23 protein-coding genes and 1 riboswitch are annotated in these 26,209 nt (G+C 60.9%); of the genes, 7 read left to right on the top strand and 16 right to left on the bottom strand.

All coding sequences use genetic code 11. The features are described from left to right. Positions 1-8: 8 nt before the first annotated feature. Positions 9-1,541 (top strand): AhpA/YtjB family protein, encoded by a 1,533-nt coding sequence (locus SB725_RS11685; protein WP_027922003.1) that lies wholly within the window; start codon positions 9-11, stop codon positions 1,539-1,541. Positions 1,542-1,793: 252 nt separating this feature from the next. Here the strand turns inward: SB725_RS11685 and SB725_RS11680 are convergent, their stop codons facing one another. The 9 genes from SB725_RS11680 to SB725_RS11640 all read right to left on the bottom strand — a co-directional run bounded on the left by SB725_RS11680 (position 1,794) and on the right by SB725_RS11640 (position 11,196). Further along, the gene (locus tag SB725_RS11680) at positions 1,794-2,507 is read right to left on the bottom strand and encodes a membrane integrity-associated transporter subunit PqiC (protein WP_027922004.1); all 714 of its coding nucleotides are present in this window, start codon (positions 2,505-2,507) and stop codon (positions 1,794-1,796) included. A 176-nt stretch (positions 2,508-2,683) separates the two neighbouring features. Continuing rightward, on the bottom strand, positions 2,684-4,951 hold the full coding sequence (gene parC / locus SB725_RS11675) for a DNA topoisomerase IV subunit A (protein ID WP_027922005.1): 2,268 nt from the start codon (positions 4,949-4,951) through the stop codon (positions 2,684-2,686). Positions 4,952-4,958: 7 nt separating this feature from the next. After that, a complete protein-coding gene (locus SB725_RS11670; protein WP_027922006.1) occupies positions 4,959-5,483 on the bottom strand; it encodes a TIGR02281 family clan AA aspartic protease in 525 nt (174 codons plus the stop codon). Next, positions 5,480-6,469 carry an esterase-like activity of phytase family protein gene (locus SB725_RS11665; RefSeq protein WP_027922007.1) on the bottom strand — a complete coding sequence of 330 codons (990 nt, stop codon included), beginning with the start codon at positions 6,467-6,469 and terminating at the stop codon, positions 5,480-5,482. Before SB725_RS11665 ends, SB725_RS11670 begins: the two co-directional genes overlap by 4 nt. Then, a complete protein-coding gene (gene parE / locus SB725_RS11660; protein WP_059181733.1) occupies positions 6,469-8,373 on the bottom strand; it encodes a DNA topoisomerase IV subunit B in 1,905 nt (634 codons plus the stop codon). Before parE ends, SB725_RS11665 begins: the two co-directional genes overlap by 1 nt. A gap of 54 nt (positions 8,374-8,427) precedes the next feature. Continuing rightward, positions 8,428-9,036 carry a YqiA/YcfP family alpha/beta fold hydrolase gene (locus tag SB725_RS11655; RefSeq protein ID WP_059181734.1) on the bottom strand — a complete coding sequence of 203 codons (609 nt, stop codon included), beginning with the start codon at positions 9,034-9,036 and terminating at the stop codon, positions 8,428-8,430. 184 nt (positions 9,037-9,220) lie between these two features. Next, positions 9,221-10,036, bottom strand: coding sequence for a 3',5'-cyclic-AMP phosphodiesterase (gene cpdA / locus SB725_RS11650; RefSeq protein ID WP_027922010.1), 816 nt, complete (start codon positions 10,034-10,036; stop codon positions 9,221-9,223). Positions 10,037-10,135: 99 nt separating this feature from the next. Next, positions 10,136-10,588 carry a DUF1249 domain-containing protein gene (locus SB725_RS11645; protein ID WP_027922011.1) on the bottom strand — a complete coding sequence of 151 codons (453 nt, stop codon included), beginning with the start codon at positions 10,586-10,588 and terminating at the stop codon, positions 10,136-10,138. Then, the gene (locus tag SB725_RS11640) at positions 10,579-11,196 is read right to left on the bottom strand and encodes an NUDIX domain-containing protein (protein WP_027922012.1); all 618 of its coding nucleotides are present in this window, start codon (positions 11,194-11,196) and stop codon (positions 10,579-10,581) included. Before SB725_RS11640 ends, SB725_RS11645 begins: the two co-directional genes overlap by 10 nt. Before the next feature lie 228 nt (positions 11,197-11,424). Here SB725_RS11640 and SB725_RS11635 point away from each other — a divergent pair, with 228 nt between their 5' ends. After that, complete coding sequence (locus SB725_RS11635) at positions 11,425-12,171, top strand: RsiV family protein (RefSeq protein WP_059181735.1); 747 nt, start codon at positions 11,425-11,427, stop codon at positions 12,169-12,171. Here SB725_RS11635 and cytX read toward each other — a convergent pair. Next, positions 12,140-13,432: a putative hydroxymethylpyrimidine transporter CytX gene (gene cytX / locus SB725_RS11630; protein ID WP_059181736.1), complete on the bottom strand. Its 1,293-nt coding sequence runs from the start codon at positions 13,430-13,432 to the stop codon at positions 12,140-12,142. The two genes, SB725_RS11635 and cytX, sit on opposite strands and share 32 nt — an antisense overlap. A 106-nt stretch (positions 13,433-13,538) precedes the next feature. Beyond that, a complete protein-coding gene (gene thiC, locus SB725_RS11625) occupies positions 13,539-15,428 on the bottom strand; it encodes a phosphomethylpyrimidine synthase ThiC (protein ID WP_059181737.1) in 1,890 nt (629 codons plus the stop codon). Positions 15,429-15,596: 168 nt separating this feature from the next. Next, a riboswitch (TPP riboswitch) is annotated at positions 15,597-15,702 on the bottom strand. 192 nt (positions 15,703-15,894) lie between these two features. On the opposite strand from thiC, the gene SB725_RS11620 reads away from it, so the two are divergent. Then, positions 15,895-17,334: a TolC family outer membrane protein gene (locus SB725_RS11620; protein WP_027922016.1), complete on the top strand. Its 1,440-nt coding sequence runs from the start codon at positions 15,895-15,897 to the stop codon at positions 17,332-17,334. A gap of 51 nt (positions 17,335-17,385) precedes the next feature. On the opposite strand, the gene waaA is transcribed toward SB725_RS11620, so the two are convergent. Then, a complete protein-coding gene (gene waaA / locus SB725_RS11615; protein WP_410921781.1) occupies positions 17,386-18,669 on the bottom strand; it encodes a lipid IV(A) 3-deoxy-D-manno-octulosonic acid transferase in 1,284 nt (427 codons plus the stop codon). An 11-nt stretch (positions 18,670-18,680) separates the two neighbouring features. Further along, positions 18,681-19,577 (bottom strand): LysR family transcriptional regulator, encoded by an 897-nt coding sequence (locus SB725_RS11610; RefSeq protein WP_059181739.1) that lies wholly within the window; start codon positions 19,575-19,577, stop codon positions 18,681-18,683. A 103-nt stretch (positions 19,578-19,680) separates the two neighbouring features. Between SB725_RS11610 and SB725_RS11605 the strand changes: the two genes are divergently transcribed. The 4 genes from SB725_RS11605 (at position 19,681) to SB725_RS11590 (ending at position 23,204) form a co-directional block, all read left to right on the top strand. Beyond that, positions 19,681-20,013: a DMT family transporter gene (locus SB725_RS11605; RefSeq protein WP_015093202.1), complete on the top strand. Its 333-nt coding sequence runs from the start codon at positions 19,681-19,683 to the stop codon at positions 20,011-20,013. Positions 20,014-20,218: 205 nt separating this feature from the next. Further along, positions 20,219-21,394: an NAD(P)/FAD-dependent oxidoreductase gene (locus tag SB725_RS11600; RefSeq protein ID WP_027922019.1), complete on the top strand. Its 1,176-nt coding sequence runs from the start codon at positions 20,219-20,221 to the stop codon at positions 21,392-21,394. Next, positions 21,391-22,203 (top strand): aldo/keto reductase, encoded by an 813-nt coding sequence (locus SB725_RS11595; RefSeq protein ID WP_059181741.1) that lies wholly within the window; start codon positions 21,391-21,393, stop codon positions 22,201-22,203. Before SB725_RS11600 ends, SB725_RS11595 begins: the two co-directional genes overlap by 4 nt. 32 nt (positions 22,204-22,235) lie before the next feature. Further along, positions 22,236-23,204 carry a hypothetical protein gene (locus tag SB725_RS11590; RefSeq protein WP_027922021.1) on the top strand — a complete coding sequence of 323 codons (969 nt, stop codon included), beginning with the start codon at positions 22,236-22,238 and terminating at the stop codon, positions 23,202-23,204. Between the two features lie 61 nt (positions 23,205-23,265). On the opposite strand, the gene hldE is transcribed toward SB725_RS11590, so the two are convergent. The 3 genes from hldE to SB725_RS11575 all read right to left on the bottom strand — a co-directional run bounded on the left by hldE (position 23,266) and on the right by SB725_RS11575 (position 26,095). Further along, complete coding sequence (gene hldE / locus SB725_RS11585) at positions 23,266-24,690, bottom strand: bifunctional D-glycero-beta-D-manno-heptose-7-phosphate kinase/D-glycero-beta-D-manno-heptose 1-phosphate adenylyltransferase HldE (protein ID WP_059181742.1); 1,425 nt, start codon at positions 24,688-24,690, stop codon at positions 23,266-23,268. A 102-nt stretch (positions 24,691-24,792) separates the two neighbouring features. Next, the gene (cysC, locus tag SB725_RS11580; protein ID WP_059181743.1) at positions 24,793-25,398 is read right to left on the bottom strand and encodes an adenylyl-sulfate kinase; all 606 of its coding nucleotides are present in this window, start codon (positions 25,396-25,398) and stop codon (positions 24,793-24,795) included. Then, the gene (locus tag SB725_RS11575) at positions 25,391-26,095 is read right to left on the bottom strand and encodes a sulfotransferase family 2 domain-containing protein (RefSeq protein WP_059181744.1); all 705 of its coding nucleotides are present in this window, start codon (positions 26,093-26,095) and stop codon (positions 25,391-25,393) included. Before SB725_RS11575 ends, cysC begins: the two co-directional genes overlap by 8 nt. Positions 26,096-26,209 lie beyond the last annotated feature (114 nt).

The following is a 26,209-nucleotide window of genomic DNA, read 5'->3' as shown; positions in this document are numbered from 1 at the left end:
GAGCTCAAGTGAACCGGCCCACGCCAGTAAAAACCGATAACTTCTTTCTGCTGATCTTCCGGGCACTGCGCCATCGCCGTGTACCGATTGCATTGCGCATCGCCAGCCATAACGTGATCCTGGTCGCTCTGGCCCTGGTGATCTACGCCTGCGTGATGGGTTTGCAGTTCAAGCAGGCCATGCACGAGCAGGCCGATGCGCTGGGCGAAAGCCTGACCACGCAGACCGCCACGTCCGCCACGGAGCTGTTGGTGTCCAACGACATCCTCAGCCTCAACGTGCTGCTCAACAACCTGACCAAGAATAAACTGGTGGCCCACGCCGCCATTTATAGCGTGGATAACCGCATCCTCGCCGAAGCCGGTCAGCGCCCCAAGCACAGCCTGTTGGGCGAAGCCGAGGGCATGTACCAGAGCAAGATCACGTTCCAGGACGTGACCGCCGGGCAACTGCGCATCAGCCTGGACATGGATCAGTTCCAGCAGCCGATGACCATCAGCCTGCAAAGCATGGGCATTTTGAGTGCGATACTGCTGGCCCTGTCCCTGGCCTTGAGCCTGCGCCTGGGTCGGCACATCTCCACGCCGCTGCTGCAATTGCGCGTGTGGCTGCGCAATATCGACGAATACACCCCGGCCACCGAGCGCCAGGATGAAATCGGCGACCTTGCCCGTCAGCTGCACGCCAATTTCGCACCAGAGCCGGCCGAACCCGAGCCAGCGCCAGAACCCGAGTACGACGAGAGCGACTACGAAGACGCGGACGACAACGAACCGACCTTCGAAGTGCGCAACTTGCGTGACCCGAGTTTTGACGAAACCAAGCCTGTGGCAGCCCTCAAACCGGCGCCACGGCACATTGTCAGCACCGCTGAAGACGATGACGACGATGATGCGTTTGCCGATCTGCGTGACGAGTCGGTCGCCAGCGCGCCGAAACCGGCGGCAAAACCGGTGATCTCGAACGTGCCGCAACACAGTGCGGTCCTGGCCGTGCAACTGGGCGCCCAGGATCAACTGCGTCGCCTGCCTCGCACACGCCTGGAAGAATTGCTGAAACGCTATCGCGACTGCCTCGATCAGGCCGCTTCGCTCTACCAGAGCGAACTGCATACCCTGAACGATGGCAGCACGCTGATGCTGTTCCACACCGAAGACAGCGGCGACGACTACCTGACCAACGCCATCTGCTGCGGTGAGCTGCTGCGAGCGCTGGGCCATCAGTTGCAGATCGAAGTCGCGGACAGCGGCATCACCCTGCAATTGCAGCTGGGTCTGACGCTGGGTGAAGAGTTGTTCGGTATGAGTCAGATCGACTTGCTGCTGACCGAGTCCGCCCAGGACGCCCTGGCCCTGTCGCAACACAGCCGCAACCTGCTGCTGGTGGAACGCAAGATCAGTGACGATGCACTGATCCGTCAGCGCGCACGGATTCGTCCGATTGCCAGCCCTGAGGGGGCTTGCTGTGTGGAGCGGCTGATGGAGCCTTATCCGTCGATGCTGGAGCGGCAGTTGGCGCGGATGCATGAGCGTCGGGCGTAAGCACTAGCCCCCGCTGTAAAAAAGCCCGCAGATGAGTGATTGTCTGCGGGTTTTTTGTTGTCTGTTCTGGCCTCATCGCGAGCAAGCTCGCTCCCACAGGGATCTGTTGTGGACGCCGCCTCTGTGAACGCCAGAGATCCCCTGTGGGAGTGAGCTTGCTCGCGATGAGGCCGTCAGCAGCGCCGTAGACCTCCAACCTGCAGAAACAACAAAGCCCGCACAAGGCGGGCTTTGCTTTGGATCAGTCCAGGCTTAGAACCTGAACACTTCCATATCGGTCCGGATCGGTGACGCCATCGGGATCTTCGGTTGTTTCTCTTGCTCTGTCGCCGGTGCTACAGGCTTGGCAGCTGATTTCTTTGGCGCCTCAGCAATCGGTGGCTGGTTGGCCAATGGTTTCAACGCCACCGACAATTGCTCCGCCAGACGCTGCAACAACACCCCCTGAGCCTGAACCTGCGCCGCTGTGCCGCCCGCGTGCTGTTCCTGCAAATGAATGATGCGGTTGTCGCGAACCTGGCCACGACGATCAATCAAACGCCATTGCGCATCGAGGATGGCCGGTTGCGACTCACCGGAGTCCAGGCGAGTAATCGTCAGCAGCACCTGAACATCCGGCGTGAAACCGAGGGTCGCGGGCGCCAGCACAACACGCTGACTGTCCAGACGACCGGCTACCTGACGCAGCAACAACTGATCGATGTCCGAAGACAGGCTCCCGGCCCATCGACCGTCGGTCGACGCCTGAAGGCTGCCATCGGGCTGACGCTGCAACAGGGTTTCACGTTGCAGGTAATCAGCGACGGTTACCGGGCCCAACAATACGGCCATGCCCGCGCTTTGCGCAGGCGCAACCGGACTTCCACTGTCCAGTTGATACAGCGACACCGGCTGGTGAACGCTGCAACCCGCCAGGCCTAAAACGCCAGCGAGCATCAAAATAAAAGGAAGGCGCAGAGCAGTCATCGTCCCATCCAGGTGGCCGCCACAAGGCTGACCACAGTGAAAATACTCAATAAATGTGAAGAACGCTCGGCCACGCCGGCGCTTGAAAGGCCATATCATCCGTGAATATGCGTTCCGACTCCAGCGCCAATGCGTCGATCTACGCGTTAAATCGTAGATCGAGCGGTCTAGGACGCCTAATTGAGGTTTTCGACGAGCAGCGCATCGACCCGCTGGAAGCCACGTGGCAATTTGTTACCACGACGTCCACGCTCACCTTTGTAGTGTTCGAGGTCGTCTGCTTTCAGCGACAAGGTACGTTTCCCGGCCTGCAACACCAAAGTGGCACCCTCCGGCAGCACGGCGATGTCCGTGACATATTCTTCGCGATTGGCCACGCGTTCACCGGTGATGCCGATGATCTTGTTGCCTTTGCCCTTACCTAATTGTGGCAGGTCGCTGATCTTGAAGATCAGCAGGCGACCTTCGGTCGTGACCGAGGCCAGCCAGTTGCTCTCGCGATCGGCGACCGGGCGCGGAAGAATGACTTTCGAGTTGCTCGGCAGGCTCAGCAACGCCTTGCCGGCCTTGTTCTTGGCCTGGAAATCTTCACCTTTGACCACAAAGCCATACCCGGCGTCGGAGGCGATCACGTACAGCGAATCGTCTTCCGGCATCAACACGCATTCGAAGCTCGCGCCTGGCGGTGGCGTCAGACGACCGGTCAACGGCTCGCCCTGGCCACGGGCCGATGGCAACGTGTGCGCCGCCACCGAATAACTGCGACCGGTGGAGTCGATAAACACCGCAAACTGGTTGGAGCGCCCGGCTGCGAGGGCCTTGAAGCCGTCACCGGCCTTGTAGGAAAGCCCGGTGGCGTCGATTTCGTGACCTTTGGCTGAACGGACCCAGCCTTTTTCCGACAGCACGACCGTCACTTTCTCGTTCGGCAGCAGGTCGTGCTCGGTCAGGGCCTTGGCCTCGGCGCGCTCGACAATCGGCGAACGACGGTCGTCGCCATAAGTTTCGGCGTCCTTGATCAGCTCGGTGCGCACCAGTTTTTTCAGCTTGGCTTCGCTGCTCAGCAGCGCTTGCAGCTTGGCTTGTTCCTTGAGCAGTTCATCCTGCTCGGCACGCAGTTTCATTTCTTCCAGTCGCGCCAACTGACGCAAACGGGTGTCGAGGATGTAGTCGGCCTGGATTTCGCTCAGGGCGAAACGCGCGATCAGGGCGGCTTTTGGGTGCTCCTCGGTACGGATGATGTGAATCACTTCATCCAGGTTGAGGTAGGCAATCAACAAACCGTCCAACAGGTGCAGGCGACGCTCGACCTTATCGAGGCGGAATTGCAGGCGGCGACGCACGGTCTGCACCCGGAATTCCAGCCATTCGACCAGCAGCGCCCGCAGGTTTTTCAGCTGCGGCTTGCCGTCCAGGCCGATGATGTTGATGTTGACCCGGTAGCTCGACTCCAGCTCGGTGCTGGCGAACAGGTGCGTCATCAGTGCATCGTGGTCAAAGTTTTTGCGCGCCCCCGGGATGATCACGATGCGGCACGGGTTTTCGTGGTCGGATTCGTCGCGCAAGTCAGCAATTTGCGGCGCCTTGGACGGCTTGGCCTGCATCATCGCGGCGATCTGTTCCAGCACCTTGGCACCGGACACCTGGTGCGGCAGCGCGGTGACAATAATGTCGCCGTCTTCGATGTGGTACACGGCGCGCATACGCACCGAGCCCTTGCCGGTCTCGTACATTTTCAGCAGGTCGGCGCGCGGGGTGATGATTTCCGCTTCGGTCGGGTAATCCGGGCCCTGGATGTGTTCACAGAGCTGTTCGACCGTGGCTTTGGGCTCATCAAGCAAACGCACGCACGCCGTCGCGACTTCGCGCAGGTTGTGCGGCGGCACGTCGGTGGCCATGCCCACGGCGATGCCGGTGGTGCCGTTGAGCAGGATGTTCGGCAAACGTGCCGGCAACACCAACGGTTCGTCGAGGGTGCCGTCAAAGTTCGGGCCCCAGTCCGCCGTGCCCTGGCCCAGTTCGCTGAGCAGCACTTCGGAATAACGCGACAGCCGCGCTTCGGTGTAACGCATGGCGGCGAAGGACTTGGGATCATCCGGCGCACCCCAGTTACCCTGACCGTCGACCAGCGTGTAGCGGTAGCTGAACGGCTGGGCCATCAGGACCATGGCTTCGTAGCAGGCCGAGTCGCCGTGCGGGTGGAACTTGCCGAGCACGTCACCAACGGTACGCGCCGATTTCTTGTGCTTGGAATCGGCGTCCAGCCCCAACTCGCTCATCGCGTAGATGATGCGTCGCTGTACCGGTTTCAGGCCGTCGCCGATATGCGGCAAGGCACGGTCCATGATCACGTACATGGAGTAGTTGAGGTAGGCATTTTCGGTGAAGTCAGCCAGTGACCGGCGTTCTACACCGTCCAGGCTGAGATCAAGGGAGTCGCTCATGCGGGCCTCATCGGTTCGTTGTCTGGCGCAGCAGCATGGTGCCACCGCGCTGGGTAAATTCAAGTTTGTTCAGTGCGCTCATGCCGAGCAGCACCTGCTTACCTTCCAGGCCAGGGGCGACCAGCGCGCGAACATCACGCAACACAATGTCGCCCAGTTGCAGCCGGTCGATGCGGGTTCGATAGCCCTCGCTCAGACCGTTGGCCGTGCTCAGGGTCACCCCGAAGCCTTGTTCCAGTTTCAATCCCTCGGCCACACTGGCCGGAATTGACACATCCGTCGCCCCGGTATCGAGCATGAAATCCACCGGGTGGCCGTTGATCGCGCCGCTGGCGACAAAATGCCCCTGAACGTTGCTGACCAGCTTCACTTCGATAAACCCATCGCCCTGCTCGGAACTGACCACCCCATTCGGGTTTTGCTGCCGCTCTTCCCACTGCCCGAAAAACCGCGTGGCCAGAAACAGCGCCGCGCACCAGGCCAGCACCATCAACACACGACCGGCGCGCTTGCCCGGCGGTTGTTGACTCACGGCTTGGCGCTCCAGCCACCTTCAGGCGCGGCGAAGCGCCAGACAACCGGGCGAACTTCACCATCGGTACGGGGCCCGAAATTGTTGTCGACGCCAATCCAGGCACCGTCAGCGTCAATGATCAACGCCTCTTCCAGACCGTAGTTCTGCGAATAACGGCGGTTTTCCTGCAACAACTCGGCCGCATACGACCAGCAGCGTTCGACCTTGGCCGTCTGCGGGTCGCGGCGACAGATCTGATAGGCGTTGCGCTCAAGGGTAAACAACTTGCCCTCGAACAATGACAGGTCGGAGAAATCCCGGTTAACCGGTTTGGCATGAGGGAACTGCGGCGGCTGCATTTCCATGCCCGCTTCGCTCAGCAGCACACAGCCACCGTCGCAATCCCATACGGTCTGTTTGCGCTTGATCGTCAACAAGCCGCGGCTTTGACGTTCGGCAGCGAACCATATTTGATCGCCCGCCGGATTGATCGCCAGCCCCTCGAACAGCGCATTGAACTGCAACAGCATGCCGCTGGCACGCGCTTCGCGAACCAGCATTGGCGAGATTTTCAACCAGCTCGCCGGCCCTGTAGGGGGTACCAGGAGGACGGCCGCATGGCCTTCGCTGACAATGTAGCGATTGCCGGCGCTGTCACAGGTAATGCCTTCGAAATCCAGATCGCCGCCACGCACGAACGACGCCGCCCAGGTTCGCGCACGCAACCCCCAGGGCAATCCGTTGTCCGGCACCGGAGGTACGCCGAGGCCCACGCTTTCGGCCTGCCAGGTCGCGTTGCTGGTATCAAGGCGGTAAATCTGATCGTCGTCGCGATCCGAGACCGTCCACAGGTCCTTGCCGCACTGGGCCAGTCCCGACAGGTTGCCGCCGCGCATACCGTCAACGGGATGCTCGGAGACCACGCGCAATTCTGGTGCCGGTTCAGCAAAGGCCAGAACCGGGGTCAGAAGCAACGCACACGCCAGGGCAAAGCCAAGCCGCATCAACCAAGAACCTCGGCCAGGTTGCCCTTGGATTCCAGCCAGGACTTGCGGTCACCGGCACGTTTCTTCGCCAGCAGCATGTCCATCATTTCCGAGGTCGCAGCGAAATCGTCCAGGGTCAACTGCACCAGACGCCGGGTGTTCGGGTCCATGGTGGTTTCGCGCAGTTGCGGCGGGTTCATTTCACCCAGGCCTTTAAATCGGGTGACCTGCGGCTTGCCGCGTTTCTTCTCGGCGACCAGACGATCGAGAATGCCATCGCGCTCGGCTTCATCCAGGGCGTAGTAAATCTCCTTGCCCAAGTCGATGCGGTACAGCGGCGGCATCGCGACGTAGACGTGACCGGCATCCACCAACGGGCGGAAGTGCTGGACGAACAACGCGCACAGCAGCGTGGCAATGTGCAGACCGTCGGAGTCGGCGTCGGCGAGGATGCAGATCTTGCCGTAACGCAGCTGGCTCATGTCCGCCGCACCCGGATCGACACCGATGGCCACGGCGATGTTGTGCACTTCCTGGCTGGCCAGCACTTCGCTGCCATCGACTTCCCAGGTGTTCAGAATCTTGCCGCGCAACGGCAGGATCGCTTGAAACTCTTTGTCTCGTGCTTGCTTGGCGGAACCGCCGGCGGAATCACCTTCCACGAGGAACAGCTCGGAACGCATCGGGTCCTGCCCGGCGCAATCGGCGAGTTTGCCCGGCAGCGCCGGTCCTGCGGTGATGCGCTTGCGCTCGACCTTCTTGCTCGCCTTGAGGCGGCGGCCGGCGTTGTTGATCGCCAATTCCGCCAGGAGCATGCCGGTTTCCGGGTTGGCGTTGAGCCACAGGCTGAACGCGTCCTTGACCACACCGGAAACAAACGCCGCCGCTTCACGGGACGACAAACGCTCTTTGGTCTGGCCGGAGAATTGCGGCTCCTGCATTTTCATCGACAGGACGAAGGCGATGCGTTCCCAGACGTCTTCCGGCGCCAGCTTCACGCCGCGTGGCAGCAGGCTGCGGAATTCACAGAATTCGCGCATCGCATCGAGCAAACCCTGACGCAAACCGTTGACGTGTGTACCACCCTGGGCCGTCGGGATCAGGTTGACGTAGCTTTCCTGAACCGCGTCGCCCCCTTCCGGCAGCCACAACAGCGCCCAGTCGACCGCTTCTTTATTACCGGCCAGGCTGCCGCAGAACGGCTCGTCCGGCAGGCGTTCGAATTCGCTGACGGCGTCGACCAGATAGGAACGCAGGCCGTCTTCGTAATGCCATTCGACTTTCTCGCCGGTGGCTTTGTCTTCAAAACTGACCAGCAGCCCCGGGCAGAGAACGGCCTTGGCCTTGAGCACGTGCTTGAGGCGGCTGATGGAGAATTTCGGCGAATCGAAGTACTTCGGGTCCGGCGCAAAGAACACGCTGGTGCCGGTGTTGCGCTTGCCGACGGTGCCGACCACTTCCAGTTCGGTTTTCTTGTAACCGTCGGCGAACGTCATCTGGTATTCGTTGCCGTCACGCTTGACGCGCACCCGGACTTCGGTCGACAAGGCGTTGACCACGGAAATACCCACCCCGTGCAGACCGCCGGAGAACTGGTAGTTCTTGTTGGAAAACTTGCCGCCCGCATGGAGCTTGGTGAGGATCAGTTCGACCCCGGACACGCCCTCTTCCGGGTGAATGTCCACCGGCATGCCACGGCCGTCATCGCTGACTTCCAGGGAGTGATCGGCGTGCAGGATGACCTGCACCGAAGTCGCATGCCCGGCCAAGGCTTCGTCGACGCTGTTGTCGATGACTTCCTGGGCGAGGTGGTTCGGCCGACTGGTGTCGGTGTACATACCGGGGCGTTTACGCACCGGGTCGAGGCCCGAGAGGACTTCGATGGCGTCTGCGTTATAAGAGCTAGCGCTGGGAGTGGCCATGGGGTCTCGTCGTCCGCCTGTAAAAAGAGTGTTCGTTTAATAAGGGGCGAGGGTTCACAGTGCAGTGAAGTCGATCGCCTGATACAAATCTGCGCCGATGCCGGCAAAACTCAGCATCGCCGGCAATTGCGCGGCGAAGCCCTGGAAACCATGGTCGCCACCGGCCTGGATGCGCAAGGCGCAGGCCCGGTAATACTGCTGGGCGAGGCGATAGTCCAGCGTTTCGTCACCGGTCTGCAACCACACCTGATACCGCTGCGGGTCCCGGGGCGCCGGCACTTCCAGTTCGGCCAAAGCTGTCACGTGGTCGTGGGTCAATTCCCAGGCTTCATCGGTATACAGGTTTTTCTGCGTTCCCAGGTACCCGTCGAACATCCGGTGCGGACTGACGGCCGGGTTGATCAGCAAAGCCTTGAGGCCATGACGCTCGGCCAAGTGAGTCGCATAGTAGCCGCCGAGTGAGCTGCCGACCAGCAGTGGCCGCCCCAGCGCTTCAATCGCCTGCTCCAGCTGACCGATGGCCTCGCGCGGGTGGTGATGCAAGGCCGGAACGCGCAGTTGATCGCTCAGGCCGAGTCGGTCCATCACCTGCATCAACTGCGTAGCCTTTTTCGACGAAGGCGCGCTGTTGAAACCGTGGATATAAAGGATCGAACCTGACATTTGAGCTCCCTGTGCGTCGGGTAAAGAGGCGCAGTTTACAGGGAGTCGGGGGGATCGGGGATATCCTTGAAATTCGTGGTGCCTTTGAGGGCGCCATCGCGAGCAGGCTCACGCCTACAGGGGTATGCATTCCAATGCAGGAGTGAGCCTGCTCACGATGGCCGCCCCCGGTCTTACTGAATACTCAATAGCCGTTAGAGCCGTAATCAACCTCAAAATCAAACCCGGTGACTCGTTCCACCCCGGTTTCAATCTGCCCATCCGGCAACAACCGCAACCAGCGATACCCCGGCGCCTGCTCCCCGACCTTGAAATCATCGCTGCCCGGCTCGAACTGAATGCAGGTCGACGGCGAGGCGATCAAACGAACGCCATTACGCAGCTGATCAATCTCCTGATGCACATGCCCCCACAAAACCGCCCGCACCTGCGGAAAACGATCCAGCACTGCAAACAGCGCCTCAGGATTGCGCAAGCCGATCGGCTCCATCCAGGCACAGCCAATCGACACCGGGTGATGGTGAAAACATACCAGATGATGCCGCTCCGGCGCCTCGCTCAGCGATCGAACCAACAGCTGCAACTGCTCATCCTGCAAGTACCCCGGCACCGAACCCGGCACGGCGGAATCAAGCAAGGTGACTCGCCAGTTGCCGACATCCACCACCGGCTCCAGCAATGCGCTTTTCACCGCGGCCTCGGCCATGATCTGTGGCTCATCGTGATTGCCGGGAATCCAGCGCGCCGGCGTATCGAGTTGCCCGGTCAGGTCGCGAAACTGTTGGTAGGACTCCAGCGTCCCGTCCTGAGACAGGTCGCCGCTGGCAATGATCAGATCGATATTCGGCTGCTGAAGCTGCACCAGTTCGATGACTTTTTGCAGGCTGTCCCGCGTGTTCATACCCAGCAACGTCCCGTCCGCTTCGGCGAACAGATGGCTGTCGGAGAGTTGCACCAGCAACGCCGGATCGGCGGTGGTCAATGTGGATACGCTCGGCAAGGCGTTCTCCCAAGGCAGAATCACGGGGGTGGATAGGTGCCGCAATTATGCTGGGGGACGCTCAAAAGGGGAAACCTGTGAACCTGACGCAGTTCACAACTACCGCACAACGGCGTACTCGTGGCCGCACGCCAGGCAATGGCTCAGCCACTCACCCAGAAACATATTCAGCTGGGCCTTTTCGTCCGGCTGGTGCATCGAGGCGTTCGGGTAAGGATAGATGCCGCGAAAACGCCGCGCATGTTCGGCGCTGACCACTTCGGCCATGCAGGCGTCGTGGTAGACCTGCACTTCCAGCTGCGGAATCGGCAGCCACGGCAGGCTGTGCTCCTGACGCACTTGCAGGGTCGTGGTGTACGGACAGACCTGCAACACTTCCAGCGCCAGCACGCCAAGCATCTGTTCGCCATGCGTTACGGCAATGCGCCGCGCCGCCGGCTCGTCGCGCATGTCCGGCAACAGTCGCATCAAGCGCGCGTAGTTCGCCTCACAGGAAGCTTGCAGCCCCGCAAGGTCCACCCGATAGCGATCGCGCAGCTTGTTTACGACCATAACCCCCTCACTTCAGCGCGGTTTAAAGCTAACCATTGCAAGGCAATGATGCTGGCCGCGTTGGCAATTCGTCCGTCGCGCACGGCCTGCAAGGCATCTTCTAACGCCCAGACCGTGACGCGGATATCTTCAGCTTCTTCCTCCAGCCCATGCAGGCCGCCAACCCCGGTAGAGTCGCAACGCCCCAGGAACAGGTGCACGAACTCATTGCTGCCGCCCGGCGACGGGAAATATTTGATCATCGGCCAGAGCGCCCCGAACACAAGCCCAGCTTCCTCCTGCCCTTCGCGGTGAGCAACTTCTTCCGGCACTTCTTCCTTGTCGATCAGACCAGCGACCAGCTCGATCAGCCAGGGGTTGTCGGTCTTGCCCATGGCGCCGACGCGAAACTGTTCGATCAGCACCACTTCGTCACGCTGCGGATCGTAAGGCAACACACACACGGCGTCGTGGCGCACGAACACTTCACGATTGATTTCACGACTCATGCCGCCGGCGAACAACTCGTGGCGCAAGTGCACACGGTGGAGCTTGTAAAAGCCCTCGTAACACATTTCGCGCCGAACGATATCAACGGTGGTCGGAATGGCGTTGGCAAAATCAGTCATGACAATCCTCTTTACTGCAAATCCGTTACGAGGCTCCTTTTTGTTACCTGCAACCTCGACTTCGCGCCATCCTAACGCGCCTGCGACATTTGATGCAGCCCCTTTCCCGTCAGCGGGATAGACGGTGAGGGCGAAACCAACTCTAATTAGCTTAGTGGCGAACTGACTGCTTCGTTGAGAGTCGAAGCGGATAACTTTTTGCCTTTCCCTGTTTTACAAAGGACGCCCATGTCGCTTTTTAAAATCGCCTCCGTGGCCGCAATCGCCCTGACGCTGGGCGCCTGCCAGAGTCTGTTTCAGCCCAACTACCGGGCGCCGCTGGAAACTACCCGCGACGCTACCGAAACCCTGAAACCGGGTTGCACCACACCCGATTGTCCGCTGGTGAACATCGATACATTGCGCTTCCCCGCCGAACCGCAGCTGGACGGCATCGTCGAAAAACGCCTGCTGCAAATGACCCGCACCACACCGGACGCCCCGGTGGCGCCGACGCTGACGGCCTATCGCGATGAGTTTTTGCGCACCGCCGGGCCGCGCTACAGCAGTTACCTGCAAGCCAAGGTACGTGAGCAGCATGACGGCTTGGTGATCGTCGAATTTTCCAGCTACCTGGACACCGGCGGCGCTCATGGCACACCGGGCCGCAGCTTTATCAACTATTCACGCCAGCAGCACAAAGTGCTGACGCTGTCGGACATGTTGGTGCCGGGTCAGGAAGAGGCGTTCTGGAAGGCGGCGCAAGTGGCGCACAACAGCTGGCTGATCAGCACCAAGCTCGATCAGGAACCGGAGTTCGTGAAGAGCTGGCCGTTCCAGAAAACCCAGAACGTGGCGCTGACCTACGGTGGGGTGATCCTCAAGTACGAAACCAGCACCATCGCGCCATACGCGCTGGGCCATGTCGAACTGAAGATCCCCTACCCTCGCCTGAATGGCATCATCAAGCCCGAGCTGTTTCCCGGCCGTAACTGAAAGCCCGGCCCAGCACCAGCTGCAGCAGCCCTGCCAGAATCAACGACGGCAGGGTTGCGCCGATGTCCGGATACAGATTGGCCAGCAAGTGATAGGTGCTCACCCCGCCCAACCAGGCGAGCAACGCCGGCCAGCGCAATGCGGCTGACGCCACCTGAGCCGAACGCTTGCGCAGAATGAAGTGATCCACCAGCACCACGCCGAACAGCGGCGCAAACACCGAACCGATCAACAGCAGGAAGTTCTGGTACTGGGCCAATGGCGCCAGGCACGCGATCAGTGTGCAAATCACGCCGATGGCCAACGCCAGATGCTCGACTTTCAAGCGCAACAGAATCCCGCTGGAAACGGCCGCCGAGTGAATGTCGGCGAAGGCGTTTTCCGACTCGTCCAACAGGATCAGCAACAGCGGAATGCCCAGGCCTGCACCCGCCAGCGCCAGCAACAAGGCATTCACTTCACCGCTCGGCGCGAACGCCAGGGTGTAGGCCACGCCCAGGCTCATCAGCCAGAAATTACCGATAAAGAAGCCCAGCGCGGTGCCGCCGAAGACGTTTTTCGCACGCTTGCCGAAACGCGAGTAGTCGGCAATCAGCGGCAGCCACGACAGCGGCATCGCGATAGCAATGTCGAAGCCGACGGCGAACGGCATCGAACCATCACCGGCCTGCGCCCACAAGGCAGCCAGATCGGCTTTGGCGAACAGGTTCCAGGTCAGCCAGATGCACGCGGCCAGCAACAGCCAGATGCCCCACTTGCGCAGGATCTGCCGCACGAATGTCAGAGGACCGCTGACGGCCAGCAACGTCGCCAGACCACCGAAGACAATGGTCCAGAGCAGCGGATTCGACAGCAGGCTGCCTTCGCTGAACGCCCGCGCGCCGAGCAGGCTGGCGGCATCACGCATGACGATGATTTCGAACGAGCCCCAACCGATCAGTTGCAGCAGGTTCAACACGGCCGGCAGGCTCGCGCCACGTTTGCCGAGGCAGAGTTTGAGCGCGGCCATCGACGACAGGCCGGTATCACTGCCGATCACGCCGACGGCGGCCAGCAGCAGAACGCCGACCAGGGTGCCGAGGAAGATCGCCAGCAGTGAGCCGGACAGGCCCAGGCCTGGCGCGAGCAAGGCGCCGGTCTGCAGCACCATCAAGCCGATGCCGAGGGAGAACCACAGGGAAAACAGATCACGACCGCCGAAAACGCGTTTGTCGGTTGGCACGGCGATGCCAGGGGAATAAGTACTCGGTTGAATGCTCAAGGGGGTTATCTCAAATAAGAGCAGAGGCAAGTTCAAGCGGCAAGCTACAAGTTAGAAGCAATCCGCAATCCGCTTCTTCTTGCAGCTTGTCGCTTGTCGCTCGTGGCTAGATTTTCTTGTACAGCTGACTGCCTTCCTGCTTGAACCGTTCAGCCTGATCCGCCAATCCCTGGGCGACCTCGGCATCCACGGTTTCGATCCGCTGGTTGGCCGCGTACTCACGGACTTCCTGAGTGATCTTCATCGAGCAGAATTTCGGCCCGCACATGGAGCAGAAGTGCGCGACCTTGGCCGAATCCTTCGGCAAGGTTTCATCGTGATACGAACGGGCGGTGTCTGGATCCAGGCCAAGGTTGAACTGGTCTTCCCAACGGAATTCGAACCGTGCCTTGCTCAAGGCATTGTCGCGAATCTGCGCGCCCGGATGTCCCTTCGCCAGATCGGCGGCATGCGCGGCGATCTTGTAGGTGATGATCCCGGTCTTCACATCATCCTTGTTCGGCAGGCCCAAGTGTTCCTTCGGCGTCACGTAGCAGAGCATCGCGCAACCGAACCAGCCGATCATCGCTGCACCGATCCCGGAGGTGATGTGGTCGTAACCCGGCGCGATGTCGGTGGTCAGCGGGCCGAGGGTGTAGAACGGCGCCTCGTCACAGCACTCGAGCTGCTTGTCCATGTTCTCTTTGATCAACTGCATCGGCACATGGCCCGGGCCTTCGATCATGCACTGCACGTCGTGCTTCCAGGCGATCTTGGTCAGCTCGCCGAGGGTTTCCAGCTCACCGAATTGTGCGGCGTCATTGGCGTCGGCAATCGAGCCCGGACGCAGGCCATCGCCCAGCGAGAAGCTGACGTCGTAGGCCTTCATGATTTCGCAGATGTCTTCGAAATGGGTGTAGAGGAAGTTTTCCTTGTGGTGCGCCAGGCACCACTTGGCCATGATCGAACCGCCACGGGAAACGATACCGGTCACGCGCTTGGCGGTCAGCGGCACGTAGCGCAGCAACACGCCGGCGTGGATGGTGAAGTAGTCGACGCCCTGCTCGGCCTGTTCGATCAGCGTGTCGCGGAACAGCTCCCAGGTCAGGTCTTCAGCGGCGCCGCCGACTTTTTCCAGGGCCTGATAAATCGGCACCGTACCGATCGGCACCGGCGAGTTGCGGATGATCCACTCACGGGTTTCGTGAATGTGTTTGCCGGTGGACAAATCCATGACCGTGTCCGAACCCCAGCGAATACCCCAGGTCAGTTTCGCCACTTCTTCTTCGATGGACGAACCCAGGGCGCTGTTGCCGATGTTGCCGTTGATCTTCACCAGGAAGTTACGGCCGATGATCATCGGTTCCAGTTCGGTGTGGTTGATGTTGGCCGGGATGATCGCGCGGCCACGGGCGATTTCGTCACGGACGAATTCGGGGGTGATGATCTTCGGCACGCTGGCGCCGAAGCTGTGGCCGGCGTGTTGCTGGTCCAGCAGGCCAGCGGCGCGAGCCACTTCCAGCTTCATGTTTTCGCGGATGGCGACGTATTCCATCTCGGCGGTGATGATGCCTTGGCGGGCATAGTGCATCTGGCTGACGTTGGCCCCGGCCTTGGCGCGGCGCGGGTTGTTGACGTGGGCGAAGCGCAGTTTGGTCAGTTCGGCATCGGCGAGGCGTTCCTGGCCGAAATTGGAGCTCAGGCCCGGCAGGCGTTCAGTGTCGCCACGGGACTCGATCCACGCAGAACGCACATCGGCCAGGCCTTTGCGCACGTCGATGATGACATTGGGGTCGGTGTACGGGCCCGAGGTGTCGTACACCACCACCGGTGCATTGATCTCGCCGCCAAAGTCGGTCGGCGTTACATCCAGGCTGATTTCGCGCATGGGCACGAGGATGTCGGGGCGCGAGCCCTGGACATAGATTTTTTGCGAGCGGGTAAACGGTTGAACCGACTGTTGATCGACTTGGGCCGAATCACTCAGGTTCATCGTATTTTTTGGTTTTATCGTCATCACGGGCTCTCCAGACAGCATCCAGGCAGTGGAATTTTGTCGGAGCGAACCTGTAACGAATGGACGCGACCAATCAGCAATAACAAAGCTGTTGGTGCTGTGCTCAGTGCTCGAGGGGTGTTCGATTGTCGAACAACATCCCGGACGAAGCACAAGAGGACTCGCCGGGTGACGAGAAATCTTGTTCCCTACGCAGGCGCTAACCTGATCAGGTTCAACGGGATCCGAAATTATTCGATCTCAGCCTCATAGCAAGGCACCCCGACAAGAACCCGGCCAGTCTAGACACAACTGACAAAGAACGCCAACACCGCGCAAACACCTCGATGAATGGCAGAATCAGGATTGTTGCCGCCCCATTGCACAACTACACTCGCTACGCCAAGCCATGCATTGACGTGGTACGTGCCGCGCCTTAGCCTTGGCGCTCAAATTACTTGTGTAATATTAATTCTAGGGAACGCCTATGCTGCGCAAACTTTCACTGGCCCTTGCCGTGTCTTGTGCGTCTTATGGAACGGGCTGGGCAGCAGAAGCGCCCTTATCGACCAAGAACGACCTGGTCAGCGTTTACCAGGAAGCAAAGGCCAACAACGCCGACCTCGCGGCGGCCATCGCGCAATATGGCGCGCAGAAAGAAGTCGTGCCTCAGGCTCGCGCCGGCCTGCTGCCCAATCTGTCAGGGGGTGCCGAAGTCGCCAGCGTGCGCACCGCGATCGACCAGCCTTCATCGACGGCCAATCGCAGCGCAAATTCGTATCAGGCTACCCTGGCGCAGCCGCTGTTCCGTGCTGATCGCTGGTTCCAGTTCCAGGCCGCCAAGGACGTCAACGAACAGGCGGCCCTGCAACTCTCGGCCACCGAGCAAAACCTGATCCTGCAATCGGCTGAAAGCTACTTCAACGTGCTGCGCACCCAGGACAACCTGGCGTCGACCAAGGCTGAAGAAGCCGCATTCAAACGCCAGCTCGACCAGTCCAACGAGCGTTTCGACGTCGGCCTGTCGGACAAGACCGACGTGCTCAACTCACAAGCCAGTTACGACACCGCTCGCGCCAACCGGATCGTTGCGCAACGCCAGGTCGATGACGCGTTTGAAGCGCTGATCACCCTGACCAACCGTCAGTACAACTCGATCTGGGGCGTCGTCCATAGCCTGCCGATCCTGCCGCCGGCGCCGAACGACGCTAAAGCCTGGGTCGATACGGCCGCCCGCCAGAACCTGAATCTGCTGGCCAGCAACTACGCGGTCAGTGCCGCCGAAGAAACCCTCAAGCAGCGTAAGTCCGGTCACTTGCCGACGGTCGACGCGGTGGCGAAATACGAAAAAGGTGATAACGACGCACTGGGCTTCAGCAACCCGAACGCCTTTGGCCAACCGTACAGTGGCAACGTCGAGCAAACGACAGTGGGCCTGCAACTGAATATCCCGATCTACAGCGGCGGCCTGACCACCTCCCAGGTGCGTCAATCGTATGCGCAACTGGATCAGACCGAGCAGCAACGCGAAGCGCTGCGTCGGCAGATCGTCGAAAGCACCCGCAACCTGCACCGCGCGGTCAACACCGATGTGGATCAGGTACAGGCGCGCAAGCAGTCGATCATCTCCAACCAGAGTGCGGTGGAAGCGACTGAAATCGGCTATCAGGTAGGGACACGCAACATCGTCGACGTACTGGATGCGCAGCGCTCGCTGTACAACTCGGTACGCGACTACAACAACACCCGCTACGACTACATCCTCGACAACCTGCGCCTGAAGCAGCAGGCCGGCACGTTGAGCCCGGGGGATCTGGAAGACCTGAAGCGCTACCTCAAGGCCGACTACAACCCGGACAAGGACTTCCTGCCGCCGGATCTGGCGAAGGCTGCGGCTGCCCAGCTCAAGGCAAGACCCGGCGAGTAATACGTCATTATTCTGATGAGGGGGCTTGCCCCCTCTTCAGAAATGTCAGGCTCAGATCGGTCGGTTGATCAACCGCCCCAGCCCATCCAGCAATCGCTGCAACGCCCCCTGATTGCTGCGCATCACCTTCAGCCCCGCCTCAGCCATCCGCTGTGCATCGCGCGGCAATTCGAACAGCCGCTGCACCGCCAGCGCCAGACCTTCGGCATCCTCCACTTCCTGCAACGCCCCGGCACTGCGCAGCTGCGCGGCGATTTCGAGGAAGTTGAACAGGTGCGGGCCACTCAGTACCGGCTTGGCCAACGCGGCCGGTTCCAGCAGGTTATGCCCACCGTTCGGCACCAGGCTGCCCCCCACGAAAGCGGTATCTGCCAAGGCGTAGAGAAACAGCAACTCGCCCATGGTGTCGCCCACCAGCACCGACGTGGCCGAGGTCACCGGCTCGCTTGTGGAACGACGCAGCGTGGCGAAACCCTGCTGCTGACACAGCTCGAACACCGTGTTGAAACGCTCCGGATGGCGCGGCACCAGGATCAGCAACGCATCGGGATGATTGGCCAGTAACTGACGATGGGCCGCGAGGACCACTTCGTCTTCACCTTCATGGGTACTGGCGGCGATCCACACCGGCCGCTCAAGCGTCTGCCATTGCGTGCGCAGCTCGACGGCACGTTGCAGCAATTGCGGGTCGATGGTCAGGTCGAACTTGATTGAGCCGGTGACTGCCACCGTTTCAGGACGCGCTCCCAAGTCACGAAAGCGCTGGGCCTCAGCCTCGGTCTGAACCGCGAACAGGCTCATCTCGGCGAGCATCGGCTGCGTCAGTTTGCGGAAGCGGCCATAACCCTTGGCCGAGCGCTCGGACAGTCGCGCATTGGCCAGCGCCACGGGAATCCCGCGCCTGGCGCATTGGTGAATATGGTTAGGCCAGAGTTCGGTTTCCATGATCACCGCCAGCGTTGGCCGGACCCGGTCGAGAAAACGCGCAGCGGCGCAGGGCAAATCGTAAGGCAGATAGCAGTGCTGAATGCGCGGTTCATTGGCGAACAACGCCTGGATGCGCTCGGACCCGGTCGGGGTCATGCAGGTCACGGTAATCGGCAGCTGTGGATAACGTTGCAGCAAGGCGCGGATCATCGGCGCCGCCGCGATGCTTTCGCCCACCGACACCGCGTGCACCCAGATACCGCCCGGCTTCATTACCGGCAGTGCGAGGGAGAACCGCTCGCCAATGCGTTTGGCATACGCCGGCGCCTTACGCGCCCGCAGCCACAGACGAATCGCTACCAGTGGCAGCCCCAGATAAAACAGCGCGGTATAGAGAGTTCTATTCATGGCGGCGGAGTTTATCGGCTTTTCTCGCCGATCGCCTGCAAGTGCACGGCAAAACGTTCCGCCAGCCAACGAGCCGCCGGGCCCGGCGGTTCATCGCGACGCCACACCAACTCCACCACCAGCGCCGGCGGGGTCCATTCGCTGTCCAGTTCGACCATCAGGCCCTGGTACGCCGGGTATTGCACCACGTGCCGGGGCAACCAGGCCCAACCGAGGCCGCGCACCAGCCATTCGGCCATCACGTAGAAACTGTCGGCCCGCCAGACTTGCGGGCTGGCGGGCTCGCTGCCGGGGTAAACGCTGGACTGGGTCGACATCAGCAACTGCCGATGCTGCGCCAGCGCCTGACAATCAACGTGAGCCTGCTTCGCCAGTGGATGCCCGACGCCGCACACCGTGAGCATCTCGACGCTGCCCACCACTCGCCGCTCAAGGGCCTCGGGAATCTGGTCGTGATAAAACAGCAGCCCCAGATCAGCACGGCGCTCCACCAGTTTGCGCGCGACATCGCCCTGGGCGGCGCTGGTCAGCTGCACTTCGAGGCTGGGAAATTTTTCCGCCAGGGCTTCGAAGCTTTCGATGATCGGCTGATAGGGCATGGCTTCATCCTGAGCCACACGCAATCGAGCTTCCTGGCCGCGCATCATGGCCAACGCGCGACCGTTGAGGCGCTCGCACTGGCGCAGCACTTCTCGCGCCTCTTCCAGCAAGGCATTACCGGCCTCGGTGAGTTTCGGCTGACGGCCGCTACTGCGATCGAACAGACTCACGCCCAGATCTTCTTCGAGCAGCGCAATCGAACTGCTGACCGCTGACTGCGCCTTGCGCTGATCACGTGCCACCGCAGAAAACGAACGATGCTCCGCTACGCTGACAAACAACCGCAGTTGCTCAAGATTCCATTGCATAGGCCAACCCATCTTTTTGGCAGATAGGTAATGACTTTACCGCATCTGAAGAGTCTCTAAAATGCCGACCTCAGAAAGCAACACTTCACACGAGGATGCACCCATGACCGCTTACTACTATCTGGCCATCGCCATCTGCGCCGAAGTGATCGCAACTGTTTCGATGAAAGCCGTCAAAGGTTTCAGCACGCCGCTGCCGCTGGTTCTGGTGATCGTCGGTTACGGCATTGCCTTCTGGATGCTGACCCTGGTAGTGCGCAGCGTTCCGGTGGGAGTTGCCTACGCAGTGTGGGCCGGCATGGGAATCGTGATGGTCAGCGTCGCGGCGCTGTTTATCTACGGGCAGAAGCTGGATGTGCCGGCGATGCTGGGGATGGCGTTGATCGTACTGGGTGTCGTGGTCATCCAACTGTTCTCAAAAACTGCCGGGCACTGATGCACCGCTTTTTGTAGCAGCTGCCGAAGGCTGCGTCCGACTGCGAAGCAGTTGTAAAAACTGACAATAGACATCTCAGACAGATCGAAGGCGAGGACTTCGGTCGAGCGCGACCCCGGCTCGAACGCAGCCTTCGGCAGCTGCTACATAGCGCTTGGCATGAATCTGTATACTGCGCCCTCGTCTTGAACACTGAGGTCGCCGCATGCCATCCGTTATTTCCACCGACGTTCTGATTGTCGGCGCTGGTGTCGCCGGCCTCTGGCTGAATGCGCGCCTGCGCCGCCAGGGTTTTTCGACCGTGCTGGTGGAAAGCGCCAGCCTCGGCGGCGGGCAGAGTGTGAAATCCCAGGGCATCATCCACGGCGGCGCCAAGTACGCGTTGCACGGCGCCCTGACCGGGGCATCGGAAGCGATTGCCGACATGCCGCGCCGCTGGCGTGAAGCGCTGGCGGGCGATGGCGAACTGGACCTGTCCGGCGTACGCCTGTTGTCCGAAGCGCACTATCTCTGGTCCCCCGGCACGCTCGCCGGCAACCTCACCAGTTTCTTCGCGAGCAAGGCCGTGCGCGGCCGTGTCGATCAGGTCAAGGGCGAGCAACTGCCGCCGGCCCTGCAAGACAAACGCTTCAAGGGCAAGGTTTATCGCCTGGCGGAATTGGTGGTCGACGTGCCAAGCCTGATCCAGCGCCTGGCCGTTCTGGCCGGTGATGGCCTGCTCGCCGCGCAGAAGATCGAGCCGCTGCTGGAAGGCAACGTGCTGGTCGGCCTGAAGGTCGATGAGCGCGAGATTCGTGCCCAGCGCATCGTCCTCAGCGCCGGTGCTGGCACCGCGGCATTGCTCGAAGCGCTGGGGTTGAGCCAGCCCGCCATGCAGCGTCGGCCGTTGCATATGATCATCGCCAAAGGCCCGGGCCTCAAACCGCTTTACGCCCATTGCCTGGGCGGCGGCACCAAACCGCGCCTGACCGTGACCACTCACCCGGCCGCCGACGGTCAGTGGGTCTGGTACATGGGGGGCGACATTGCCGAGGCTGAAGGCGTTGCCCGCGAACCTGCCGAGCAAATCGCCACGGCCCAGCAAGAGCTCGGGCAGTTGCTGCCATGGATCGACCTGAGCACCGCGCAATGGGCCACCTTGCGCGTGGACCGCGCCGAGCCGTTGCAATCGGGGCTCACCCGTCCCGACAACGCCTTCCTCGCCGAACAAGGTCGCCTGCTGGTGGGCTGGCCGACCAAACTGGCGCTGGCACCGGACTTCGCCGACCGGGTCATCGCCAGCCTGACGCGTGACGGCATCCAGCCGAGCCATCCAGAGCCTCTGCCGGAACTACCGAAACCGCCAATGGGCGTGCCGGCCTGGGAGCAACTGCTGCCATGAGCCAACCGACCCTGCACGATCTGCACCGCCCATTGGGCAGCACCGGCCTGCTGGTGTCGCCGCTGGGCCTGGGCACGGTCAAACTCGGCCGTGACCAGGGCGTGAAATATCCCAATGGTTTTCAGATTCCCGACGACGATGATGCACGCCGGTTGCTCAAACTCGCCCGCGACATGGGCATCAACCTGATCGACACCGCCCCGGCCTATGGCCGCAGCGAAGAACGCCTCGGCCCGCTATTGCGCGGCCAGCGTCAGGACTGGGTGATTGTCAGCAAGGTCGGCGAAGAGTTTTCCAATGGCCAGTCGAGCCACGATTTCAGTGCCGCCCACACCCGTCTTTCAGTGGAGCGCAGCCTGCAACGTCTGGAAACGGATTTTATCGACCTGGTGCTGGTGCACTCCGACGGCAACGATATGGCGATCCTCAATGACAGCGAGGTCTACGCGACCCTCGCCACGCTCAAGGCCGAAGGCAAGATTCGCGGTTTCGGTTTTTCCGGAAAAACCGTCGAAGGTGGTTTGAAGGCTCTGGAGCAAGGTGATTGCGCCATGGTCACCTACAATCTGAACGATCAGAACGAGAAGCCTGTCATTGACTATGCTGCTGCTCACGGCAAAGCCATTCTGGTCAAAAAAGCCCTCGCCAGCGGTCATGTGTGCCTGAGTCCAGGCGTGGACCCGGTGCGCGCCAGCTTCGAGTTGTTGTTTGAACATCCGGGTGTGGCCAGTGCTATTGTCGGGACCATTAATCCGCTGCACCTCGCCCACAACGTTGCGACCGTTGCCCAGGTCCTCCGTAGAAACTGATGCCGCCCACGCGGCCTTAAGCAGGAGCCGACATGCCGCGTACGCTCATTAGAAAGAACCCGAGCAACTTCAAGACCCTGCCGTTGTACGTCGAAGCGACTCCCGAAGGCTTGAGCTACCAGAGCGTCGGGATGCCGCTCAACTTTTCCCAGACCCTGCAACGTCGCCGTCCTGTGACGGTAGCCAGCACCGAGCGGTTTGCGCTGGAACTGGCCAACCTCGGGGTCTCGGTGCGCCTGACCCTGCATTGGCAGAATCGCGATTACTGGGTGTTGGTGCGCCAGCGTCGGCAAGACCGTGGCGACGTGGTGCTCAAGCTGATCTCCGGGTACGTACCGGCCCATGAACTGAACCTGCCGCTGCACACGGCGATTCAGGAAATTGCCGAAGAGTGCCTGCTGGAAACCCCGGAAGGCTGGCTCGGCGGGCGTTTTAATGACACGTGGTTGCCTGCGCCCTATGCCAGTGCCCTGCACTACCGCGAGGCGCTACCGTTTCGCCTGACGCCGTTGTCCGGTTCGGCGCGGCCGGTGCGGTGCGCCAACCTGCAACTGATCGAACGGCCACGGGCTTACGTGCATTTGCCCACCGCGTCGTTGCAACTGATCTATGACCTGCGCCTGGACGTGCCCAAGGAAGCCAAATCCCTGAGCCTGTTTCATGTCGATGAGCGCCTGGAAGGCGATCAACTGGTGGCCCGCCTCGACCGCAAGCGCCCGGATTTGTACCTGATGCCCTTGCAGGACGGCCAGCCGATGGCCGAGCTGTATACCTTGAAGAAGGATCAGCTCTACCCCGCGAGCACGCGCGGCTTGTTCCTGGCAGAGAGTTTTGCCCAACAGGAAGGCTGGGTGGTGCGTGATGAGCGGATTCGCTGGAAAGATTGGGTGCGCCAGCAGGGGCTGAGCCCGCCGGGGAAGGATTCGGGTCTGGCGCGATTACGCGGGAAGGCAAAGCAATTGCTGAAGAAAATCGTGCCGCATAAAAAAGTCAGCTCTTGATCGTTCCCACATTCTGCGTCCGTTGATCATTCCCACGCAGAGCGTGGGAATGATCAACGTCTCACTCGGATTGACGGATCTTATCGACAATCGCCGTTGTAGAGCTGTTCGCTACCAGCCCCAGCACTTTCACCGTCCCGCCATAAGCCGTCACGATGTCTGCGCCGACCACTTGGTCGATCCCGTAATCACCCCCCTTCACCAACACGTCCGGCTTGACCTCGCGCAACAGATTTTCCGGGGTGCCTTCAGGGAAGCTGATCACCCAATCCACTGCGCCCAAACCGGCCAGTACGGCCATGCGACGGTCGACGCTGTTGATCGGACGACCCGGCCCTTTCAGGCGGCTGACCGAAGCATCGTCATTGACCGCAACGATCAATCGATCGCCCTGGGCCCGTGCCTGCTCGAGGTAGGTCACGTGGCCGGCATGCAGAATGTCGAAGCAGCCATTGGTGAAGACAATCTTCTCTTTGTGCGCACGCGCATCGGCGACGGCCAGCAAGAGCTGCTCAAGGCCCAACACACCGCGCTCGGAACCCTCTTCGCGCTGGATGGCGCGGCGTAGTTCCGGGGCGCTGATGGCTGCGGTACCGAGTTTGCCGACCACAATGCCCGCTGCCAGGTTGGCCAGGGCCACCGCATGGGGCAATTCTTCACCCGCGGCAATCGCCGCTGCCAGGGTAGAAATCACGGTATCGCCGGCACCGGTCACGTCGAACACTTCACGGGCACGGGCCGGCAGGTGCAGCGCCGGATGATCCGGACGCAGCAAGGTCATGCCGTGTTCGCCACGGGTCACCAGCAAGGCGCCGAGGTCGAGGTCGTGCATCAGCTGCGCGCCTTTGCTCACCAGTTCGTGCTCATCGGCGCAGCCACCGACGATGGTTTCGAACTCGCTGAGGTTCGGGGTGATCAGGCTCGCGCCACGGTAGATCGAGAAATCCTTGCCCTTGGGATCCGCCAGCACTGGAATGCCACGGGCACGGGCGGCCTGGATCAGCACCTGATGGTTTTTCAGGGCGCCTTTGCCGTAGTCGGACAGCACCAGCACCTTGATGCCTTCGAGCAGTTCATCGACTTGCTCGCCAAGCGCCAACGCGTCGGTGGCGAAGGGTTCTTCGAAGTCGATACGCAGCAATTGCTGGTGACGACTCATGACCCGCAGCTTGACGATGGTCGGCTGGTGCGCAATGCGCTGGAAAATAGCCCGGACGCCTGCGCCCTGGAGGCTATTGGCCAGGCTGTCGGCCGCTTCGTCGTCGCCGGTCACACCGACCAGCGAGGCAGGAGCACCGAGCGCGGCAATGTTCAACGCAACGTTGGCGGCACCGCCCGGGCGGTCCTCGATTTGCTCGACCTTGACCACCGGCACCGGCGCCTCAGGGGAAATCCGTGAGGTACCACCATGCCAGTAACGGTCGAGCATGACATCGCCGACCACCAAGACAGGGGCTTGATCGAATCGCGGCATGGACAACTTCATGGAGCAACCCACATACAAAATGAACAGGGGCGCGATATTACCACAGGGTTGGCGCTGGCTTGCGTGACGGCTGCAACGGGATGATTTGCCGGGTAAAACTGTTCATTTATTGAGCAGAAATGCCGATAACTGCCAGCAGGCGTCGGCCAGCCCCGTTTCGTCGGTGTCGATCTCACATTCGGCAGACAGCGGCGCCTCGTACGGGCTGTCGATGCCGGTGAAGTCCTTGAGCCGCCCCTGCCGGGCCGCTTGATACAAGCCTTTGGGGTCGCGCTGCGCACACACTGCGAACGGCGTGCTCACATACACCTCAATGAAATCGCCTTCGGCGAACAAACGCCGGGCGGTTTCGCGCTCGGTACGAAAAGGCGAGATCGCCGCAACGATCACTATCAGCCCCGCATCCACCATCAATCGCGCCACCTCGGCCATGCGTCGGATATTTTCCCGGCGACAGTCAGCCCCCATCCCCAGATCACGGCACAAGCCGCCACGCAGGTTGTCACCATCCAGCAGAAAGGTGTGCAGCCCACGCTGATTGAGCTGAAGTTCAAGGGCATTGGCCAGCGTCGACTTGCCCGCCCCGGACAACCCGGTCAACCACAAGCAACGCGGCCGCTGGCATTTGATTGAGGCACGCGCCTCGTTCGACAGCGCCAGCGAGTAAGGCCTGACATCGGCAACTGACATCAACTGCGCTTTATTCATAGCCGAGCATCTCGTAGTCGCGCTGGTACGCCCGGCGTACCAACCGACGGGTACGCGCCGAGCAGAAATCACGGGCGCGCATCAGCTGTCGTTGCCGGGAGCTGTTGACGTGAGGCAGCACCAGCGAACACCCCAACTGCTCGCAGACCAGTTGAAAGTCCCGTTCCAGATGCTCCTGATACCCAATGAAGTCCAACGCCAGATGCCCCAGGGAGTCGGTGAGAAAATCCGTTTGCGCGGCGAAATGCAATTGCCGCTGGATCGTTTCCGGGTGCAGCCAGCGACCGACGAAATCGTCGAAGTCGCGGTAGTGGCTGACCAGTTTTTGCGCCGCATGATCGCGCCGGCCCAACTCGTTGCCCCGCAGAAATGCGTAGGCCGAATAAGCCCTTTCCAGAGGATCACGCACAAAGGCGAATTTGAAACTGGTCGCAAACTGCTCGGAAAACTGCTGCTCGTACCAGTACAACGGCAAGTGACCGGGGCTCCAATTGTCGAACATCGCTGCGCAGATGCTGCTCCCGGCACATTTGGGGACATGAATGTACAGACAGGAAAGCTGCTCGAAGGCTTGGGGAAAACGCACATTGGCCGACATCGATTTGTTCACCACCTGGCGGTCTACCACCGACAGGCGTCCCAGCAAAAATGCCCGCTGCGACTTGGGTAACAGCTTCCAGAGATAACGTTGCAGCATGGCAGTACCCGCGCGATGGGGATGGCCCCATCGATTGAAGTCAAAGGTCGTTCAGGAACCTTAACAAGCGAGTCGCACAGATTTATGCAGGTTTGGTCAAGAAGGGTAAAGGTC

This window comes from Pseudomonas sp. SIMBA_041, from assembly GCF_046535095.1.
Lineage (GTDB): Bacteria > Pseudomonadota > Gammaproteobacteria > Pseudomonadales > Pseudomonadaceae > Aquipseudomonas > Aquipseudomonas mucoides.
The sequence above is the reverse complement of the archived record's forward strand: the minus strand, read 5'-3'. Positions and strand labels throughout refer to the sequence as shown.